The organism is Paenibacillus sp. Y660 (assembly GCF_057221575.1).
The window spans coordinates 270,112-291,437 of record NZ_JBXBBJ010000002.1 but is presented as its reverse complement, the minus strand read 5'-3'; the positions used below and the strand labels follow the sequence as shown (position 1 = coordinate 291,437).

Sequence of the window (21,326 nt, the reverse complement as noted above, 5' to 3'; positions counted from 1 at the left end):
CGTAGTAAAAATAAATGGTATTGGAGGCGAACGGCATGAGCGGACAAGGCGCGGATTGGTTAAAGGGAATGGTTACCGTTCACATAAGGGGAGGACAACCGGAGCTGCTCGTCAACCTTGCGCTCTCTGGCGGCTTGCAGCTGTCTTCCATAAGATGGACAAGCAGCGGCTTGCTTGAGTTTGAGCTTTCGGTGAGCGACTTTTTTGGTCTTCGTCCGTATTTAAAGGAGACAGGCTGCCGGGCTCATGTTACGAAGCGCAAGGGCTTGCCTTTCCTGCTCGTAAAGGCGGAGCGCAGAAAGCTGTTTGCAGCCGGCATTGTATTGTTTTTCGCTATCATATTTATGCTTTCTTCCTTGGTGTGGAGCATTGAGGTACAAGGCAATGTGAAGCTGACCGAGGATCAAATCCGCCTTGCTGCCAAGCAGGAAGGCTTATATCCGTTGCAGTGGTCATTTCGCCTTGCGGATACCGACGTTATGTCCAAGCGTCTCGTACAAAAGCTGCCGGGCTCCACCTGGGTCGGCGTAGAGAAGAAGGGCACGAAGGTCATCATTCAAGTAGTGGAATCGACCATACCCGAGCAGGCTTCCTTGCAGACGCCGCGTCATCTGATAGCCTCGGCAGATGCTGTCGTTACTGATATTATCGCTGAGGCGGGAAGGCCCGTCGTCAGGAAAAATACGAAGGTTAAGAAAGGCCAGACGCTAATCTCGGGAACAATCGGCGGAGAAGAATTTTCGCGGACAATTGTTGCAAAAGGCAAAGTTAGAGGGCTCGTATGGTACGAGTTCGAAATTTCTTCACCTTTGGTTCAGCACGTTAAGGTATACACCGGGGAAAAGAAGACAAAATGGTTTGCGGTGTTCGGCTCGCGTGCGCTTCAAGTAAGCGGATATGGCGAAAATCCATACCGTTCATCAGAAGCGATTCGTCATGAGGAGAAGGCATCCTGGCGCAATTGGGCTTTGCCGATCGGACGCATGAAGGAGACCATCATGGAGACGCGCATGGAGGAGAGGACGCTCACGGAAGAAGAGGCGAAGAGCGCTGGCATCCTGCAGGCTAAAGCCGATGTGCTTATAAAAGCAGGCAGCGATGCGGTCATCCGAGATGAAATTGTTTTGCATGAAAAGGCGGACAATGGTAAAGTTTATATGAAAGTTCTTTTTGAGGTCGAGCAATCTATCGTTAAGGAAATGCCACTAGTCCAGATGCAGGGAGAATGAGGATTGTTGCAAATTGAGACGAAAATAGTAAAAATACCTCTAGGCAACGCAGCGGAGGGACTGGCTGTATTCGGCCCCCAGGACAATTACTTGCGACTAATACAAGCCCAGGTTGAATCATCTGTTACATCACGCGAAGCGGAAATTGTCATCTCAGGTCCATCTGAAGAGGTTGATTCGCTAGAACAGCTTTACAATGTGCTCATACAGCTAGTACGCGGCGGTTACCAGCCTTCCGAGAGGGATGTAGCCTATGCGCTTGAGCTTGCGAGGTCTATGCAAGCGGAAGAGCTGCTGGACTTGTTTAAGAAAGAAATTACGACTACGTACCGCGGCAAGCCGATTCGCGTGAAAACGATTGGGCAGCGCCATTATGTGAAGACCATCCGCAAACGGGATATCGTGTTCGGAATAGGGCCAGCCGGAACGGGCAAAACCTATCTTGCCGTCGTACTAGCCGTTGCAGCGCTTAAGGAAGGCTCTGTGAAGCGGATCGTATTGACGAGGCCTGCTGTGGAAGCGGGAGAAAATCTCGGATTTTTGCCGGGCGACCTGCAGGAAAAGGTTGATCCATACCTGCGTCCATTATATGATGCGCTGCACGAAGTGCTTGGTCCTGATCAAACGGTTAAAGCGATTGAGCGCGGCATGATCGAGATTGCTCCGCTTGCTTATATGCGCGGGCGTACCCTTGATGACGCATTTATTATTTTGGATGAAGCTCAAAACACTACGCCGGAGCAAATGAAAATGTTTTTGACAAGGCTTGGCTTCGGATCGAAAATGGTCATTACAGGCGACGTTACGCAAATCGATTTGCCACGCGGCAAAAACTCGGGCTTGATCGAAGCGCAGCGTATTTTGAAAAACATAGAGGAAATAGGCATCATCCTTTTCTCTGAGCAGGATGTCGTGCGTCACTCGCTAGTGCAAAAAATAATTGTTGCCTACAACTGGGATGCTGAAAACAAAGCCTAGAAAGGAATGTCTGCTGCATGAACCAAAACCAGACCGGAAAACAGGAGAGCTTGCGGCCGTCTAAGACGACGGGTTGGAAGCAAAGCGCAGCCGTTCGCTGGGTGCTGATGTTTATGTTTGTGCTGCTGTTCTATTTCAGCTTGGCTCCGCATCTTGTTCCCGAGACCTATGATATTGAGGAGGGCGCTGTAAGCGAGAAGGATATTAAAGCGCCCTTCCAAATAAAAGACGAGAAGGCGACAAGGCAGGCGGAAGAGGATGCTGCTGATAAGGTCGACGTTATTTATTCGATCGTGCCGCTGCGCAACGATGCGCTGGTTGAGCAAATTTTTGTTCGGATCGAGCAGTTGAATTTGGATGATCAAGTCACCGTTCAAAATAAGATCGATATTTACCGCAATGAAATTCCGGGTCGTTATTCCGAATACGTTGACAACTTCGTTAAGCTGAACAAAGGCAAAGGCACATACAATGATGCGCTCTTAGAAGAAATGATGCTTATTACGAAGGAGCAGCAATATACGATTCCGGAAGAAACGTTCTACAAAATGCCGAACTTAACTTCCGAAACTTTAACCGAGATGCGCAAAGTAGCTCGGGAAATTGTGCGTAAGCTCACAGGAGAGCAGCTCCGCGAGGCGGAGACCGCGAGAACGCAGGTTGCCGAGCTCGTGAATGCAAGCTCGCTATCCAGCCGGACAAGCAGAGAGATCGTGCAGGAGCTTGCGAGATTTGTGATAATGCCGAATAAGTTTTTGGATAAAGATGCGACGGACGAGGCTAAAGTTCAGGCGAAGCAAAATACGCCGGCAGTCGTCATTAAAGAAGGCGATTTGATCGTAAAGCGCGGTCAGACGATAACGCCTGACTTATACAAACTGCTTGTTGATTCCTCGCTGCTGCAGGATAAAAAAAATTATTGGCCGCAGCTTGGGCTGCTGATCATGTCCTTGATGTTCATCGTCGTGCTGTACGCGTACTTGCATCAGTCAGGGAGCATCAATGGAATTAAGCCGAAATACAACAATGCATCGCTCCTTATGCTATGGCTTATCTACTTGATAAATATTATTACGATCCAAATCATTTCATTGACGCAGACGGATGCCGCGCCCTATGCTGGCTACTTGGCGCCTGCTGCGCTTGGAACGATGCTGATCACTTTGCTGCTTGATATGCATTTAGCGATGATCAGCTCCATATTATTTGCGATTATGGGAAGCATTATATTAAATACCGGACAGCATCAAATTTTCGATTTCCAATACGGCTTCGTCATTATAGTTGTATCGTTTGCCGCTATTTTCTCGATTCACAGAGCGAGCCAGCGATCAACGATTTTGAAGGCCGGCATTATGGTTAGTTTGTTCGGCTCGTTCTCCGTCATTACGATTTTGCTGCTGTCTGAGCAGATGGATCGCGTGCCGTTCATTTATTCCGTTGCCTTCGCATTCGCCAGCGGACTAATAACAGCCGTGCTCGTTATCGGCTTGATGCCGTTTTTTGAAATTACGTTTGGCATTTTATCGGCGCTTAAGCTAGTGGAGCTGTCGAATCCGAACCATCCGCTGCTGCGCAAGCTGCTTACGGAGACGCCGGGAACGTACCATCACAGCGTAATGGTCGGCAATTTGTCCGAAGCGGCGGCCGAGGCTATTGGGGCCGACGGTCTGCTATGCCGCGTGGGCTCGTTTTACCATGATATCGGGAAGACGAAGAGGCCAAATTATTTTATCGAAAATCAGACCAATATTGAAAATCCGCATGACACGATCGATCCTAAGCTTAGCAAATCGATCATTGTGGCCCATGCAAGAGATGGCGTGGACATGCTTAAGGGACATAATATTCCTAAGCCGATTCGGGATATCGCCGAGCAGCACCATGGTACAACCTCGCTGAAGTTTTTTTATTACAAAGCGGTTAAGCAGGCGGAGGAGCAAGGAATTGAGCCTGCAATTACGGAGGATGATTTCCGTTATCCAGGTCCGAAGGCGCAATCGAAGGAAGCGGCAGTCGTTGGTATTGCCGATTGCGTGGAAGCGGCGGTGCGCAGCCTGCGCAATCCGACTGTGGAGCAGGTAGAGGCGATGATTCACAAAATTATTAAGAGCAGATTGGATGACAATCAGTTCAATGAATGTGATTTGACGTTGAAGGAGCTTGACAAAATTGCGCAATCGCTTAAAGAAAGCGTAATTGGCATATTCCATTCACGTATTGAGTATCCGGATGATGTGAAAACAAAGGAGCGCTTGGCATGAGCTTGCAGCTGGGATGGAGTAATGAGCAGGAAAGACTGGAAATACCCGATCAATGGATTGCCAAATTAGAGCAGCTGCTGCAGCTGGCGGGCGAAGCAGAGGGCATTTCAGATGGCGAGGTATCGCTGACGTTTACGAACGATGAGGAGATTCATCAGCTAAACCGCGAATATCGCGGCATCGACCGTCCAACGGACGTCCTGTCATTTGCTATGCAAGAGGACGGGGTAGAAGAGCTGGACATCATCTTCGAGGTTGAGAGCGAAGATGAGGCAGATCCGATTTCCGGCATGCTTGGCGACATTGTTATTAGTGTCGACACGGCTGAGGCACAAAGCGAGGAGTATGGTCACTCTTTGGAGCGTGAAATCGGCTTTTTGTTTGTACATGGCTTCCTGCATTTAATCGGCTATGATCATCAGGACGATGCAATGGAAGCAGAAATGACCGCGAAACAGGAAGCGATTTTGCAGCAAGCTGGCCTCACTCGGTAATGAAGAAGTTTATCCAAAGCTTCGCCGTTGCAATATTCGGGATCGGCTTTGCTCTTCGTACGCAAAGCCATATGCGATTTCATGCCGTTGCTGGCTTGATCGCATGCTGCTTAGGGATAATCGTATCGCTTGAACCGCTTGAATGGGCCATTATTTTGCTTGCCATCGCTGTCGTTATTAGTGCGGAAATGATTAATACGGCAGTTGAACAAGCCGTTAATCTAGCTAGCCCGGACATTCATCCGGTCGCAAAAGTAGCGAAGGACGTTGCAGCCGGAGCTGTTCTAGTTGCGGCAGCAATCTCAGCTATTATAGGGCTGCTCATCCTTGGGCCGCCCTTATGGCATTTAATTGTGAAATAAGCTGGATTTTATTGAGGAGGATGGTCCGAATGGTATACGAAGGGTTATCGGAATCTTACACGAACCTGTTGCATGCAGCAAAGGAAGCGATGTCTCGTGCATACGTGCCTTACTCCAATTTCCAAGTTGGAGCAGCGCTGCTCGATGACGAGGGACATGTCCATTATGGCTGCAATGTGGAAAATGCGGCATATAGCCCTACTAACTGCGCGGAGCGCACCGCCTTGCATCGCGCAATTGCTGACGGCAAGCGTCCGGGACAATTTCAGGCCATTGCCGTCATTGGCAGCACGGATGGACCAATCGCGCCCTGCGGTGTTTGCCGTCAGGTGATGGTTGAGCTTTGTGCGCCTGACATGCCCGTCATCATGGGGAATTTAATCGGTCAATGGACGATTTCGACCGTAGCAGACATATTGCCGGGCGCTTTCACGCCGGCTTCACTAGCAGAAAATGGGGAGCGTTAAATAAACTTATGAATCCTACAACATCAAATGAACGTGACAGCAAAAAATTCCGTTCCGGCTTCGTCGCTATCATTGGCAGACCTAATGTGGGCAAATCTACGCTGATGAATCATCTGATCGGCCAAAAAATTGCCATCATGTCAGATAAGCCGCAGACGACACGGAACAAAATTCATGGCGTATATACGTCGAACGATACGCAAATTGTGTTTCTTGATACGCCCGGCATTCACAAGCCGCAATCGAAGCTCGGGAACTACATGATGCAAACAGCAGAAAGTGCGCTTCGCGAGGTTGAGGCGGCGCTATTTTTGATCGATGCGTCCGAGGGGCTTGGCGGCGGCGACCGCTTCATTATCGAGCAGCTCAAAAAAGTAAAGACACCTGTCTTTCTCGTTATGAACAAGATCGATAAAGTAGAGCCAGAGCAACTGCTGCCGATGATTACGCAATACAATGAGCTTCATGATTTTGCGGAAATTATTCCGATCTCGGCGCTCAAAGGAAATAATGTAGAGACGCTTCTGGAGCAGCTATCCCGCTATTTGCCGGAAGGCCCGCAATACTATCCTGCGGATCAGATTACGGATCATCCTGAGCAATTCGTATGCTCGGAGCTTATTCGCGAGAAAATACTGCATATGACCCGCGAAGAGATTCCGCACTCCATAGCCGTTACGATCGAGGACATGCGCGTAAAGGAAAATGGCGTCGTGTATATCGGAGCGGTAATATTTGTCGAGCGAGACTCCCAAAAAGGGATCATCATCGGCAAAAAAGGCGAGCTGCTGAAGGAAGTCGGAAAACAAGCGCGCAAGGATATTGAAGCGCTGCTAGGCTCGCGCATTTATCTCGAGCTATGGGTAAAGGTGAAGAAGGACTGGCGCAATCAAGAGCGCGTGCTGAAGGATCTTGGCTACCGACACGATTAATACGAAATGACGTTTTTTGTTAAGGATAGATTGAAGCGGATTATCGCATCCTATTACCGTCTGGAGCAGCATTTCTTGGGACGGAAAGGGATGAATACGTATGCGAAATTTTTCGTGGAAGTATTTTACGTTGACCGGGGATGTCGAGTCCTTCATGCTTTACAAGGAAATCAATCAATTTGGAGCCGATGACTCCAATGCTTTAGCTTTGGAACAAGACGAGCTTGCCGTGATGGAGTTGGAAGACACATCAGGCTGATGAATCAAAGGTATTATTGAATCGGATGATCATGTAGAGAAGTTTTGAAAAGATAAGCGGGCATCTATTCATCAGACTTTGCTATGCTTATTTTTAACCGCTAAGCGGATGTTCGTCGCCATGGGATGGCGAACCTCACGTTTTTGCTTTTTCAGGGGAGAGTTTGCAATATGCTGTATCGTGTCGAGGGAATCGTCATTCGAAGCATGGATTATGGGGAAGGCAACAAAATTGTTACACTGCTCACGAAGACAAACGGCAAAGCGGGAGTACTTATACGCGGCGCGAAAAAACTGAAGAGCAAGCACTCTTCGCTCGCGCAGCCGTTTACATATGGCGAGTTCGCTTATTTCCGCAGCAGCGGACTCGGTACGCTGAATCATGGTGAGATTATTGAATCCCACCATGTTTTGCGTGAAAAGCTAGATTTGGCTGCGTATTCCTCTTATGCAGCGGAGCTGACCGATCGCTCTTTGCAGGATGATGAGGCGACCGGCTTTCATTTTGAACAGCTGAAGGCTTGCCTCTCCGCGTTCCAAGAGGGCAAAGATCCGCAAATCGTGACTCATCTTTACGAAATGCGTATTTTGGACTTGTCTGGCTATGCGCCGGCACTAGATGAATGCGTTAGCTGCGGCAATGTCGTGGGTCCGTTTAAGCTTTCGCCTTATGCGGGAGGAATATTATGCTCGAGATGCTCAGGCAAGGACCCGCACGCAGTACTGCTTGGAGAGGGCGCATACAAGCTGCTAAGACTATTTCGCAGAATGGATATGAGAAGGCTTGGCTCTATTCAAGTTAAGCCGGAAACAAAAGCAGAGCTTAAACTAGCTATGCGCAAGCTAATGGATACACATCTCGGCTTGCAGCTTAAATCACGTAATTTTCTTGATCAGCTGGATAAGCTAATGTAAGTGTTTGAAACTTGGATTAATATGGTTTTTTTGTACCTCTGAAATCGTAGGTCATGCACCTACTTTTGCTTGCTCGCGAGCTGTTATCTCCAGAGAAGCGTGCGGAAATTCCGCCGCCCATTATGGAAAAAATCGTCGTAGCCTTGTCTGAATCGGTATCTGTAACTTTCCTTTGGTCGATCGTTCCAGCAGGTCTTGCCTTGGTTTGTGTCCTTATGATGGGCAACGCAGTCATGAAGGACATTATCGGCAAGCGAGCCGGCAAAGCGATTTCTGCTGAAGAGATTCGCGGCCACTAATTGTTGCGGTGTATGCCTCGAATTCCTTGTTTGACAATTGCCATAAAGAAGCATAAAATAATGCAATATGAATATTGGACAATGATGGAGAAAGTAATCGCTTCATGTCGACAAGATTAGCGAGCCGGGAATAGTGAAAGCCCGGATGGACAAAGCGGTGAAAGGGCACTCCGGAGTCGTATCGAACAAAGAGGGTTTGCTCGCAAGGAGCGAACCAAGTAGGGTGGAACCGCGGGATTATAACTCTCGTCCCTACGTCTGGCAGCAGGCGTAGAGACGGGAGTTTTTTGCATGTCTTCGCCTTTGCCAAGAAAATGTCCAGAATTGGACCAATACACAGGAAAAAGGAGAGGATTAGCAATGAATTTTCAAAAAATGATTTTGACGCTGCAGCAATTCTGGGCCGAGCAAAACTGCATTCTAGTGCAGCCTTATGACGTGGAAAAAGGTGCGGGAACGATGAACCCGATGACTTTCCTGCGTTCCATTGGTCCTGAGCCTTGGAATGTCGCTTACGTGGAGCCTTCCCGTCGCCCGGCAGACGGCCGTTATGGCGAAAATCCGAACCGTCTATACCAGCATCATCAATTTCAGGTTATTTTGAAGCCGTCGCCAGACAACATTCAAGAGCTTTATTTGGAGAGCTTGAAGCAGCTTGGCATTGATGCAAACGATCATGATATCCGTTTCGTTGAGGATAACTGGGAGTCGCCTACGCTTGGCGCTTGGGGTTTAGGCTGGGAAGTATGGCTTGACGGCATGGAGATTACGCAATTTACGTATTTCCAACAGGTTGGCGGCATCGATGCTAACCCAGTTGCGGTCGAGATCACATACGGCATGGAGCGTCTAGCTTCTTACATTCAGCAAAAAGAGAATGTATTCGATCTGGAGTGGGTAGAGGGCGTAACGTACGGCGACGTCTTCAAGCAGCCGGAATATGAGCATTCCAAATATACGTTTGAAACTTCGGATACAGCGATGCTCTTCTCCTTGTTCAATATGTACGAGGAAGAAGCCAAAAAAACGATGGAGCATCATCTTGTATTTCCGGCATACGACTACGTGTTGAAATGCTCGCACACCTTCAACCTGCTCGACGCGCGCGGCGCGATAAGCGTAACGGAAAGAACGGGCTACATTACAAGGGTAAGAAATTTGGCGCGTGCTTGCGCATCGACTTATTTTGAGGAAAGAGAACGTCTTGGATTCCCGTTGCTGAAGAAAGGAGTGGAGCAGCATGACTAGAGATTTATTGCTTGAAATTGGACTAGAGGAAGTACCGGCTCGTTTCGTGCGCGGCGCTATGAATCAGCTTAAGGATAAAATGGTGAAATGGCTGTCTGATTCCCGCATTGAACATGGAGACGTTAATGTATACGCAACGCCTCGCCGGATTGCGGTTCTTATTCATGATGTGGCTGAGAAGCAGTCCGATACGAATGAGGAAGCCAAAGGGCCTTCGCGCAAAATCGCCCAAGACGATCAAGGCAATTGGAGCAAAGCGGCACTCGGATTTGCCCGCAGCCAAGGCGTCGAGCCTGAACAGCTTTATTTCCAAGAGCTTGCCGGTGTTGAGTATGTGTATGCGAACAAAAGCAGTATCGGCGCTGAGACAGCATCCGTTCTGCCTGATGGCTTGCTAACGCTTATAACTTCGATGTCCTTCCCGAAAAATATGCGCTGGGGAAGCTATGAGCTTCGCTTCGTTAGACCGATCCGCTGGTTGGTAGCTTTGTTTGGCCAAGACGTAATTCCATTTGAAATTACGGGTGTTAAGACCGGCAAAGTATCCCGCGGACATCGTTTCCTCGGCAATGATGCAAACGTACAGGAGCCCGCAGAATATGTTGAACGCTTGCGTGAGCAGCATGTAATCGCAGATGTTACTGAACGGGAGCAGCTGATCGTTGCACAGATTGATCGTTTAGCGAAAGAAAAAGGCTGGGAGATCGCAATCAAGGAGGATTTGCTTGAAGAGGTGCTTTTCTTAGTTGAATATCCAAACGTATTGTTTGGCGGCTTTGATCCGGCATTCCTGCACATTCCGCAAGAGGTGCTTATTACTTCGATGCGCGAGCACCAAAGATATTTCCCAGTGTTTGATGGCGAAGGCCAGCTTCAGCCATTCTTCGTAACCGTTCGTAACGGCGATCTGAAATCAATCGAGCTTGTTGCGAAAGGCAACGAGAAGGTTCTTCGTGCAAGACTTTCCGATGCGAAGTTTTTCTATGAGGAAGACCATAAGCTTACGATCGAGCATGCACTCTCGAAGCTGGAAAATATCGTATATCATGAAGAGATCGGTTCCGTAGCCGATAAGGTCAGACGAATTCGCGCCACATCCGACCTGTTAAGCAAGCAATTGCTATTGGATGAGCAGACTTCCAAGGAAATCAGCCGTTCCGCTGATATTTGCAAATTCGACCTCGTGTCGCAAATGGTGTATGAATTCCCAGAGCTTCAAGGTATTATGGGCGAGGATTATGCTCTTAGAGCGGGAGAGAGCAAATCGGTGGCGAAAGCCATTAATGAGCACTATCAACCGCGCTTTGCCGGCGATCTAGCGCCTTCCGAAATAACGGGAGCTATCGTAAGCTTAGCGGACAAAATAGATATGATCGTAGGCTGCTTCTCCATTGGCATTATCCCGACAGGCTCTCAGGATCCGTACGCGCTGCGGAGACAAGCGGCTGGTATTGTGCAAATCATTTTGGCGCATGGCTTGAAGCTTCAATTAAACGATTTGTACGATGCGGCTTTGTCCGTGCACGAAGCACGCGGTCTGAAGCGCGACGCTGCAGATATTCGCAAGGATCTTTCCGATTTCTTCGCACTACGCGTCAAAAATGTACTGTCTGAGCAAGGCGTTCGTTATGATGTCATTGACGCGGTTATGGCTTCAGGCTTTGCCGATTTGAAATCGACAATCGAACGTGCTTCCGTGGTGCAGGCTCTAGCTGCAAGCGAGGACCGTACATCGTTCAAGCAGACAGTGGAGCAATTCAACCGCGTCAGCAATTTGGGGTCCAAAGCGGCTGATATGACGGTCGATTCCTCTTTGTTTGCAGAGCCTGTGGAGACAGAACTATATGAAAAATGGCTGCAGCAGCGCCCAGCCTTCAAAGTGGCGATTGAAAATGGCGAGATGGATAAAGCAGTACAAAGCTTATCATCATTGAAGCCTTATATTCATACTTATTTTGAGAATGTTATGGTTATGGCCCCTGATGAGACTGTACGCGCTAACCGTCTGTCTACCCTTGCCGGAATCGCTGAGGATATTGCGATTGTCGCTGATTTCTCTAAGCTCGTTTGGTAATATGCCCAGCCCAGGAGGATGATGGATCATGTCTCGTTCTAATCCGGAAGTGATCGTTTATGTCGTATCCGATGCCGCAGGAGATACAGGGGAGCTTGTCGTACGCGCGGCGATTGCCCAGTTTCATCCGATTAATACGGATATCCGCAGAGCTCCTTTCATAACGGATGAGGCAAGCTTGCAGCGAATCGCCGAGCAGGCTAAGCAAGCCGATGCAATCGTATTATTCACGTTAGTTATTCCGCATCTTCGTGACAGCATGCGGAAGCTGGCTGAAACCTACGCCATCGTCGCCATCGACCTGCTCGGCTCTTTTATCGAAACGCTGGAGCAGCGAACAGGACGCAAATCCCGTCAGGAGCCTGGTCTAAACCATGTTCTTGACGCGGATTACTTCCGAAAGGTGGAGGCTGTCGAGTTTGCTGTTAAATATGATGATGCAAGAGATACATCCGGCGTTCTGAAGGCCGATATTGTGCTTGTAGGCGTATCGAGAACTTCTAAGACACCTTTGTCGATGTATCTAGCGCATCAGAAGTTTAAAGTTGCGAATGTGCCGCTAGTGCCTGAATTGAAGCCGCCCGATGAATTGTTTAAGATTCCAAAACGCAAAATAATTGGACTTACAATCGGGGTGCCATATTTAAATACGATTCGTAAGGAGCGCCTCAAGGCACTTGGCTTGCCGAATAATGCATCCTATGCCACTCCGGACCGTATAGAGAAGGAGCTTCGTTATGCGGATACGATTATGAAGCAGCTCGGCTGCGTTGTAATTGACGTTTCTCATAAGGCTGTTGAAGAAACGGCAAGTTTAATTATGGAATATGTGCGAATGCCTTAGCGGCAGGAGGCAGGATTTTTTATAGTTATGCCGTATATAATAGTACAGGTTAAGAAATTGAAATCGAGCGGTGATCTCATATTCGACTAGTGCAACCAACCATTGTGGTCGACGCGGACGCATGTCCGGTAAAAGCTGAAATAGGTGAGACGGCTAGACTTTTCTCCGTTCGCGTGCTGATGGTCGCCTCACATGACCATCGACTGGAGCCGCAGCCGGGCGTAGAAATTGTTCAGGTGGATCGGAGCAATCAATCGGTTGATCTATATATTGTCAACCATATTGTACGCGGAGACATCGTCGTTACGCAGGATTTTGGACTGGCATGCATCGCGATCGGCAAAGGCGCCATCGTATTGTCTCCTAGAGGAGAGCAGTACTCGGACGAAAACATCGATTATTTGATGGAGCGGAGACATGAGCTTGCAAAACGTCGACGAACCGGAGGCAAAACAAGAGGTCCGAAAGCGATGAATAATGACGATCGTGATCGTTTTCAACAAAAGTTGACAAAAGTTTTACGAAATGAGCAGGAGAACCATGACGTATAGCGAATATTATTTACGTGTTACTAGGATGAAGGTGATGAACGATGACATACGGTAATAAAATACCGGAAGAGGTCATTGATGCGGTGCGCAAGCATTATGACATCGTAGAGACGGTCGGGAAATATGTTCATCTCACGAAGCACGGCAAATATATGAAGGGGTTATGTCCGTTCCATTCGGAGAAGACTCCCTCGTTTACGGTTACGCCGGAGCTCCAAATTTACCATTGCTATGGCTGCGGCAAAGGCGGCAATGTGATTCGCTTTGTTGAGGAAATGGAAGGCTATTCTTTTCCTGAAGCGGTTCGCGTGCTGGCCACTGATGCAGGAATGCCTGTCACTTGGGCTGCGCCCGACGGAGGCAAATCCACGCCGCATGATGCGGATCGAGCCAAGATCATTGAAGCGCATGAACTGACCATTAAGCTTTATCACCATGTGCTCAACAACACGAAGCAAGGACAGGCTGCGAAGCAATATTTGCGCGAGCGCGGACTCAGCGATAAGCTGATCGATCATTTTATGCTCGGTTATGCTCCTGAGGAATGGGACTTGCTGGCTCGGTTTTTAACGAATCGCGGCTTTGATTTAGCATTAATGGAAAAAGGCGGATTGCTTTCGGCTAAATCAGACGGGAGCGGGTATGTGGATCGGTTTCGCAATCGCATTATGTTTCCGATATGGGATCGAGACGGCAAAGCTACCGCGTTTGCGGGTCGCATAATAGGCGAAGGACAGCCGAAATACTTGAATACCTCGGAGACAATGCTTTTTACGAAGAGCAGAACGCTATACAACTTGCATTATGCGCGGCCAGCCATCCGCAAGAGCAAGCAAGTCGTATTGTTTGAAGGCTACATGGACGTCATCAAATCATGGAGTGCAGGCGTAAAAAACGGAATCGCGACTATGGGGACTGCATTGACCGATGAGCATTGCGCTATCCTCAAGCGACAAGCTGAGGAGGTCATCGTTTGCTATGACGGAGATGACGCCGGACAAGCAGCAGCATTCAAATCAATTCCGATGCTTGAAAGTTCAGGCTTAAAGGTGTCGGTGGCGATGCTTCCGAAAGGAAAGGATCCAGATGATTATATAAGCGAATACGGACCGGAGGCTTTCTTGCGTGAAACGATGGACCAGCCGGTATCTGTAACAAAATTTAAGCTTATATATTCAAGGAAAAACCATATACTGCTAAAAGAAGAAGGTAGAAAAAATTATCTGCTTGAAGCAGTACAAATTGTTGCTGAGCTTGATTCTTCAACAGAACGCGAGGTCTACTTAAAGGAAATATCCCGAGAGTTCGATATCTCTCTTGACGCCTTGAAGCAGGACTGTCATCAAATCAGGCAGGAGCTGCAAAAAAAGAAACCGCAAGGGGATAATAACGACAATTCGTGGAATAATGGTAGGAATGAAAAGCCCAGAAAATCTGGACCGCCCACACTTATGCCTGCATACACGCATGCCGAACGAAGGTTGCTGCATGTTATGATGCGAGACAGGGAAGTGGCGCACGCGGTTCACGAGCGGTTGGGCGATGCGTTTAATGTAGAGGATCATGCAGCGCTTGCTGCTTATTTATACGCTTATTTTGCACAGGGCTACGATCCGGATGTCAGCCGATTTATTGCAACACTGCACGATGATCGATTAGAACGCGCAGCTGCATCTATTCTTATGATGGACGGTGACTTCCCGTTCGACGAAACGACGATGGACGCTTATATCCACGATATTATCAAAGTACCGCAATTTCGGGATATCGAGCGCAAGAAAGAAGAAATGGTACGTGCTGAGCGTACCGGCGATTTTTTGGCAGCAGCACAAATTGCAAGTGAGATTATAACCCTAGAGAGACAGCTTAAAGGTCGACAGGAAGATCGTTTCTAGGGGGGAGGGAGTCGGAACATGGCGAATGATCAACATACTGAACTAGATACCGAACAAAAACTGGATCATGTGAAGGATCAATTGATCGAGCAAGGCAAGAAGAGATCATCTTTGACATATAAAGAAATTATGGATAAGTTGGCTCCTTTCGATCAAGACCCGGAACAAATTGATGAATTTTTCGAACAGCTCGATGATTTTGGGATTGAGGTACTGAACGAAAACGACGAAGAAAATCCACTCGCAGCCCAAGGGGAAGAGCAAGAGCGTGAGCAGGACGACTTCAACTTCGATGATGATCTTGCATTGCCGCCGGGTATTAAAATTAACGATCCGGTACGGATGTACTTAAAGGAAATCGGCCGAGTTCCGCTTCTTTCTGCGGATGATGAGGTAGAGCTTGCACAGCGAATTGAAAATGGCGATGAGGAAGCAAAGCGGAGACTTGCGGAAGCGAACCTGCGCCTCGTTGTCAGTATCGCGAAGCGTTATGTCGGTAGAGGGATGTTGTTCCTTGATTTGATTCAAGAGGGGAACATGGGTCTTATCAAAGCGGTTGAGAAGTTTGACCATCAGAAGGGCTTTAAATTCAGTACGTACGCGACTTGGTGGATTCGTCAAGCCATTACGCGCGCGATTGCTGACCAAGCTCGGACGATCCGGATTCCGGTTCATATGGTTGAGACGATTAACAAGCTGATTCGGGTATCCCGTCAATTGCTCCAAGAGCTTGGCCGCGAACCGACACCGGAGGAAATTGCTGCTGAAATGGAGCTTAGCACCGAGAAGGTTCGTGAGATAATGAAAATCGCTCAAGAACCAGTATCGCTCGAAACGCCGATTGGGGAAGAAGATGATTCTCATCTTGGAGATTTCATTGAAGACCAAGAAGCGCTTGCTCCAGCTGACGCAGCTGCCTATGAGCTGCTAAAGGAGCAGCTTGAAGACGTCCTTGATACATTGACCGAAAGAGAAGAGAACGTACTGCGTCTTCGCTTTGGGCTCGATGATGGACGCACGAGAACGCTCGAAGAGGTTGGCAAAGTATTTGGTGTTACGCGTGAGCGTATCCGTCAAATTGAAGCCAAGGCTCTGCGCAAGCTGCGCCATCCAAGCCGCAGCAAGCGATTGAAGGATTTCCTCGAATAAAACTTAGATGTTAGAAAATAGCGACCTTTCTGCACGTGCAGCGAGGTCTTTTTTCTAAGAAACAGACCTTATACATAAGGACTTGCCGATAAGCAAGTAACCGAAAGGATAGCTGAATTCTATGAATCAGGATCGTCGGCAAATTATCGTAAAAGAAATTGATCACTGGCGGAGAAGCAAGCTGCTGCCGGATCAATATTGTGATTTTCTGATGAATTTATATGCTGATCAGGATGCAATCCAAACGACCAGAGAACAGCATCATACATTAGGAAAAGCAATTGCCGCCGTCTCGCGGGCTACAGGCATGCAGTGGCTGCTTACTTTTGGAACTTTTACCTTAATTTCCTTTGTTGTGCTTTATTTTAACGAATTTCATCCATTATTGCAAATGGCCGTCGTGATTGGCGGAGCGGGTGCTTTTCTAACAATTGGGCAAAGGCTTCGCAAGCGAAATGAAGCTGCTGGAATGGCAATAACAAGCACGGGCATGCTGCTGCTTTTAGGCGGCGGATTGTACTTGCTTAATATTCATAGCCTCGATCAATGGGGCTGGAAAACAGGGCTGCTCGCCTTGTGCTCACTCTTTTGGATTATTTATGGGATAGCTGCCCGAATTCCTGTGCTTCATCTTTGCGGCTGGCTGGCGGCTATACTCGTGTATGCTTGGCTGTTGTCGCAATTTATGGTGGATTCCAAATGGTATGAGGTCCAGCTTTACTGGCTTCCAATTGCTTGCTTGTTCGGTTGGAGCAGCTGGTTCGTCAATCGGTGGTCAAAGCAGGTGTCGGCAATTCTGTTTTTAACTGGCACGCTCGTTTGGTTTATGCCCGAGCTGTATGCGATGATGTTCGTAGATAACGCGATTTGGCTGCAGCTGCAGCTTATCTTGAAGATTGCTGTAGGCGGCGCATTATTATTTTCTATGCGAAAAAAATGGATGGTGTGGGTTGTATAATGTTAAAACTTTCAAGACGTCTGCAGCTAATTGCAGATTATGTAACTGAGGGCTCGCGGATCGCTGACATCGGCTCCGATCATGCGATGCTTCCCGTATATTTGCTTCAAATCGATAAATGCCCTGCTGCGATTGCAGGGGAGCTGAATCTTGGTCCCTTCGAGGCGGCAAGAAAGCAAGTTGCTGACGCTGGACTTACTGCCAGGCTGACAGTGCGTCAAGGCGATGGCTTAAATGTGCTGCAGCCTGGCGAAGCGGATACGGTCACCATTGCCGGAATGGGCGGCAGCTTAATGAGCAGCATTCTTGATGCAGGACAAGCAGTTGGCAAGCTGGAAGGCGTTAAGGAGCTTGTGCTGCAGCCTAATGTTGGTGAAGAAGCGGTTCGCGAATGGCTGCTAAAGCATGATTGGTATTTAACTGCTGAGAGTATCCTTGAGGAAGACGGCAAAATCTATGAGGTTATGCATGCGATTCGGGTTTCGGATGCCAATACCAGAAATAGTGAGCTGTACGATGGCAGCTTCTTGAAGCTCGAGCTTGATGCGGAAACGACATTTAAAGTATTGAAGCAGATGGGGCCGCATTTGCTACGTCATCCGAAGCAAGAGCTTTTCAAAAAGTGGCGTCATGAGCTAAGCAAGCTGGAACGCATTTGCGAGCAGCTTGCTGGCTCAGAGCTTCCGGAATCTGCAATCAAGCGTGAGCAATTCCAAGCGGAGAAGCATGTGATTGAGGAGGTTTTGTTATGTTTGCCCACGGTCAAACCGTCATTCAATTGATGGAGCAGCTTGCCCCAAAGCATTATGCGGTGGAAAATGATAAAATCGGGCTTCAGCTTGGTACGTTGAATAAGACGATTACGAAGATACTCGTTGCTTTGGACGTAACGGATGCCGTAGTCGATGAGGCTATCGAGCATGGGGCAGAGTTGATCATCGCCCATCATGCGATTATATTTCGACCGCTCGCGAAGCTGGATACATCAACTGCTGCCGGCCGATTATATGAGAAGCTTATTAAAAATGACATTGCCGTATACATTTCGCATACGAATCTCGATATAGCCGACGGCGGCATCAATGATTGGCTTGCTGATCTCATCGGTATCGTACCTGATGGTCGCCAATGCTTGGAAGAGGTTTATACGGACAAGCTTTATAAGCTTGTCGTATTTGTCCCGGAGAGCCATCAGGAGCAAGTGCTTGAGGCGATTTGGCGCGCTGGCGCTGGCGAGATCGGCAACTACAGCAATTGCAGCTTCAACATAAAGGGAACGGGGACATTTGTTCCAGGTCCTGGCACGACTCCTTATATCGGAGCACAAGGCAAGCTCGAGAAGGTTGACGAAATTCGCATTGAATCGATTGTGCCCTACAGCGTTCACCGCAAAACGGTACAAGCCATGCTAAAAGCGCATCCTTACGAAGAGGTTGCTTACGATCTGTACCCGATTGATTTGAAGGGTCGTTCATTTGGTCTCGGCAGAGTTGGCAAGCTTGCACAGCCTGTCACTTTAGGCGAGCTTGCAGAGAAAGCGAAGGAAATATTTGATGTACCGGCAGTTCGTGTAGTCGGACCGCTCGATCGCATCGTGCGGAAGGCTGCCGTACTTGGCGGCGCGGGTGCCAAATATGTTCGACATGCGGTATTTGCTGGGGCGGATGTGCTTATTACCGGGGATATTGATTATCATACGGCTCATGACGCACTCGCAGCGGGCATGACCATAATTGATCCTGGCCATAACATCGAAAAAGTAATGAAGCAGCAGGTAGCTGATTGGTTGAATAAGCAGCTTGTCAGCAGCAAATCCGAAACGGAAGCGATACCTTCATCTTTGAATACAGAGCCTTTTACCTTTGTATAAAAACAATAAAGGTTGGATGGATAAGTTGGCATTTACTTCAGGGTTGAGCTTTTGCGAAATACCTTGTATACTTAACGATGCTACGGAAAGTTTGACAGACAATCGCTGGCGGCCTTGTTGCCGCGAGAGGAAAGTCCGGGCTCCGCAGGGCAGGATGCTGGATAACGTCCAGTCAGCGCGAGCTGAAGGATAGTGCCACAGAAATGGACCGCCGATGGCCGGCTTTATTGCCGGTACAGGTAAGGGTGGAACCGTGGTGTAAGAGACCACGAGGAGCATAGGTGACTATGTTCCTGGTAAACCCCATCTGGAGCAAGACCGAGAGGACGCCGCAGCCCCTAAGCTGCAGCCTTAGCCTGAGGCGCGTCCGGGTTGGTTGCTGGAGCCGTGCAGTAATGTACGGCCTAGATAGATGATTGTCGCTTCATCGTGGGAGGGTCGTTCCCGTTTGGACCACCAGAAGTACAGAACCCGGCTTACGGCAAACTTTCCGCACGACATCCTACAACAACAAAGAGCACCCATCGCATGCGATGGGTGCTTTATTGTTTAATCGATCATTATCTGTCGTATTTGGAAACGATTCGATCCAGTCTGCGTTTGACTTGATCCGGATAGGTTTGAAGAGCGCCACCGAATTTAGAAGCGGCTTGAAGCGCTTTGTCGACGTCGATCTCACCGTAGCCGAAATAATTGTCCTTGCCTTTGTCGCCCAAATCAATGGCTGATTTGCGCATAATCTCCATAACCTCAACGCTGGATAGCTCTGGGTTGACGGAACGAATCAAGCCAGCTAGCGCAGCAACATGAGGACTTGCCATAGATGTACCTGACAATGCTGCATATTGACTGCCGGGATAGGTGCTTGCGATGCTGTCCCCTGGCGCTGCAACGTCAATATAGTCGCCGTAGTTGGAGAAGGAAGCCTTTTCCTTGCTGCTGTTCGTTGCAGCTACTGCGAACACCTCAGGATAGGCAGCTGGGTAGCCTGGCCGATCGGTATTATCGTTGCCGCTGGCTGCGATCATAACGACATCATGCTCGTAAGCATACTTGATGGCATCATGGAGGAAGTCAGCCTGCGCATAGTTGCCTAAGCTCATATTAATGACTTTAGCGCCGTGGTCAACTGCCCAAATGATACCTTGGGCAACGGAGTAGGTAGAGCCGGCACCGCTGCTGTCGAGCACCTTGACGGGCATAATTTTGTTATACCAGGATAATCCGGCTACACCCTCGCCATTGTTAACTGACGCGCCGATAATGCCAGATACATGCGTACCGTGGCCTACATCATCATCTGGATCTGTACCTTCATTTACAATGTTGGTCCCTGTTGTAAGTTTGCCTTTTAAATCTGGGTGGTTGCTTTGTACACCAGTATCAAGGACGGCAATAACGACTTGGTCACTGCCCTTCGATACGTTCCAGCCCTTCTCCGCCCTGATAGACGGCAAATTCCATTGATATTCCGAATATAGCGCATCATTTGGAATGATGGAATCTGTTTCGTTCGTCATATATAAGTAATGCGGTTCTGTATATTCCGTATTCCATGATTTTTTAAAATAATGGACAAGCTGCTCGGCATCAATGCTTTTGGAACGGAATACGAATGTATCTCCGATTTGCTTGACCGACTCCGCTTGGATGTCTTTCTTTACGCGATCCATCTCATCCGGTGTCAATGGCTTAGTGAAATGGACAACGACATCACGTACATGATAGTGGCTTGCGTTGCCATTGTCCTCTCCGCTGCGAACCGTCGTATCAATCGTTGAATTCGGCTTTACAGATTCAATTTTGTAATTGCCTTCGGCCGGATAGGGAATGAGCCGAAGATTACGCATTTGGTGCTTTTCGACTGACTTTACGATATCCTGCTTGATCACACCGACAACGCCGATGCCGGCATGCTTGGAATCTGGTACTCCAAGAACCATATACCGGCTGCCATCCTTTGCAGTAAAGGCTGTCGATTCATATTTCGCGCCTTTGCTTACTTGAGCTTTGGCTTCTGAGACATAAGCTTCGGCTTGACCCTTATCCGATTCTGGAAGGGTGCCGCGATTAACACTCCGATTGCCGGATATCCAACTAATGTAGGACATGTGCATATGCTCGTGCATCATATGCTTGATCTGTTGATCGGCAGCCGTTTTTGAGCCCATGCTCGTGCTCATAAGCTTTTGAAAATCTTTGGAGCATTCCGTTGAACAAAGCATAGCCGTTGCCTTCAAGTCATCCTGAAGGGTTGCTAATTTGAGCGTATGCTCTCGTTTGGCAGAAAAGCTAGAAGTTTGAGGCGTTTTTTTAACATCCTTTGGAGCAACAATACGCGATGTAGGTATAAGCAAGGCGACTAAGGCTAAAATTGTTAGGGCACCTATCCATTTTCTAGACATGCTTGAAACCTCCATTGTTCGTTTCTAATTTGAGCTAAGTCTAATCTGTAGGTTCTGGTTTCAAAGCGGAAAATATGCGGACAAAAGAGTGAATCGCCAGTACCACTTCCATGTAATTTGTGGTACGATAATGA

General features: G+C 48.3%; 20 protein-coding genes and 1 other RNA gene. 20 read left to right on the top strand and 1 reads right to left on the bottom strand.

All coding sequences use genetic code 11. From position 1 onward, the window contains the following. Positions 1–35 precede the first annotated feature (35 nt). The 20 genes from yqfD to rnpB all read left to right on the top strand — a co-directional run bounded on the left by yqfD (position 36) and on the right by rnpB (position 19,281). Positions 36–1,229: a sporulation protein YqfD gene (yqfD, locus tag AC2TDN_RS04335; RefSeq protein ID WP_482066992.1), complete on the top strand. Its 1,194-nt coding sequence runs from the start codon at positions 36–38 to the stop codon at positions 1,227–1,229. Positions 1,230–1,235: 6 nt separating this feature from the next. Continuing rightward, positions 1,236–2,207, top strand: a complete 972-nt coding sequence (locus tag AC2TDN_RS04330; protein ID WP_169082250.1) for a PhoH family protein — start codon at positions 1,236–1,238, stop codon at positions 2,205–2,207. A gap of 17 nt (positions 2,208–2,224) precedes the next feature. Next, on the top strand, positions 2,225–4,471 hold the full coding sequence (locus tag AC2TDN_RS04325) for an HD family phosphohydrolase (protein ID WP_482066993.1): 2,247 nt from the start codon (positions 2,225–2,227) through the stop codon (positions 4,469–4,471). After that, positions 4,468–4,965 (top strand): rRNA maturation RNase YbeY, encoded by a 498-nt coding sequence (ybeY, locus tag AC2TDN_RS04320; protein ID WP_482066994.1) that lies wholly within the window; start codon positions 4,468–4,470, stop codon positions 4,963–4,965. The genes AC2TDN_RS04325 and ybeY overlap by 4 nt, the downstream gene beginning before the upstream one ends. Continuing rightward, a complete protein-coding gene (locus AC2TDN_RS04315) occupies positions 4,965–5,327 on the top strand; it encodes a diacylglycerol kinase family protein (RefSeq protein WP_482066995.1) in 363 nt (120 codons plus the stop codon). Before ybeY ends, AC2TDN_RS04315 begins: the two co-directional genes overlap by 1 nt. Positions 5,328–5,356: 29 nt before the next feature. Continuing rightward, positions 5,357–5,794, top strand: a complete 438-nt coding sequence (gene cdd, locus AC2TDN_RS04310) for a cytidine deaminase (protein WP_484687110.1) — start codon at positions 5,357–5,359, stop codon at positions 5,792–5,794. Positions 5,795–5,802: 8 nt separating this feature from the next. Further along, positions 5,803–6,726 (top strand): GTPase Era, encoded by a 924-nt coding sequence (gene era / locus AC2TDN_RS04305; RefSeq protein ID WP_482066997.1) that lies wholly within the window; start codon positions 5,803–5,805, stop codon positions 6,724–6,726. Between the two features lie 100 nt (positions 6,727–6,826). Next, a complete protein-coding gene (locus tag AC2TDN_RS04300; protein WP_482066998.1) occupies positions 6,827–6,985 on the top strand; it encodes a YqzL family protein in 159 nt (52 codons plus the stop codon). 170 nt (positions 6,986–7,155) lie between these two features. Beyond that, positions 7,156–7,899, top strand: coding sequence for a DNA repair protein RecO (recO, locus tag AC2TDN_RS04295; protein WP_484687109.1), 744 nt, complete (start codon positions 7,156–7,158; stop codon positions 7,897–7,899). 53 nt (positions 7,900–7,952) lie between these two features. Then, positions 7,953–8,198, top strand: coding sequence for a hypothetical protein (locus AC2TDN_RS04290; RefSeq protein WP_484687108.1), 246 nt, complete (start codon positions 7,953–7,955; stop codon positions 8,196–8,198). 360 nt (positions 8,199–8,558) lie between these two features. Next, a complete protein-coding gene (glyQ, locus tag AC2TDN_RS04285) occupies positions 8,559–9,446 on the top strand; it encodes a glycine--tRNA ligase subunit alpha (protein ID WP_053376811.1) in 888 nt (295 codons plus the stop codon). After that, positions 9,439–11,520, top strand: a complete 2,082-nt coding sequence (glyS, locus tag AC2TDN_RS04280; RefSeq protein WP_484687107.1) for a glycine--tRNA ligase subunit beta — start codon at positions 9,439–9,441, stop codon at positions 11,518–11,520. The genes glyQ and glyS overlap by 8 nt, the downstream gene beginning before the upstream one ends. A gap of 28 nt (positions 11,521–11,548) precedes the next feature. Then, entirely contained in the window at positions 11,549–12,364 is an 816-nt protein-coding gene (locus AC2TDN_RS04275; RefSeq protein ID WP_484687106.1) for a pyruvate, water dikinase regulatory protein, read from the top strand. Positions 12,365–12,465: 101 nt separating this feature from the next. Further along, complete coding sequence (locus tag AC2TDN_RS04270; RefSeq protein ID WP_484687185.1) at positions 12,466–12,915, top strand: YaiI/YqxD family protein; 450 nt, start codon at positions 12,466–12,468, stop codon at positions 12,913–12,915. 41 nt (positions 12,916–12,956) lie between these two features. After that, complete coding sequence (gene dnaG / locus AC2TDN_RS04265) at positions 12,957–14,810, top strand: DNA primase (RefSeq protein ID WP_484687105.1); 1,854 nt, start codon at positions 12,957–12,959, stop codon at positions 14,808–14,810. A gap of 18 nt (positions 14,811–14,828) precedes the next feature. After that, positions 14,829–15,959, top strand: a complete 1,131-nt coding sequence (gene rpoD, locus AC2TDN_RS04260; protein ID WP_053376806.1) for an RNA polymerase sigma factor RpoD — start codon at positions 14,829–14,831, stop codon at positions 15,957–15,959. Positions 15,960–16,080: 121 nt separating this feature from the next. Beyond that, on the top strand, positions 16,081–16,917 hold the full coding sequence (locus AC2TDN_RS04255; protein ID WP_484687104.1) for a hypothetical protein: 837 nt from the start codon (positions 16,081–16,083) through the stop codon (positions 16,915–16,917). Continuing rightward, on the top strand, positions 16,917–17,699 hold the full coding sequence (locus AC2TDN_RS04250; protein WP_484687103.1) for a tRNA (adenine(22)-N(1))-methyltransferase: 783 nt from the start codon (positions 16,917–16,919) through the stop codon (positions 17,697–17,699). Before AC2TDN_RS04255 ends, AC2TDN_RS04250 begins: the two co-directional genes overlap by 1 nt. Next, positions 17,666–18,787 carry a Nif3-like dinuclear metal center hexameric protein gene (locus AC2TDN_RS04245; RefSeq protein WP_484687102.1) on the top strand — a complete coding sequence of 374 codons (1,122 nt, stop codon included), beginning with the start codon at positions 17,666–17,668 and terminating at the stop codon, positions 18,785–18,787. The genes AC2TDN_RS04250 and AC2TDN_RS04245 overlap by 34 nt, the downstream gene beginning before the upstream one ends. Before the next feature lie 86 nt (positions 18,788–18,873). After that, positions 18,874–19,281, top strand: an RNA gene (gene rnpB, locus AC2TDN_RS04240) — RNase P RNA component class A. A 66-nt stretch (positions 19,282–19,347) separates the two neighbouring features. Here the strand turns inward: rnpB and AC2TDN_RS04235 are convergent. After that, entirely contained in the window at positions 19,348–21,192 is a 1,845-nt protein-coding gene (locus AC2TDN_RS04235) for a S8 family peptidase (protein WP_484687101.1), read from the bottom strand. Between the last annotated feature and the right edge of the window lie 134 nt (positions 21,193–21,326).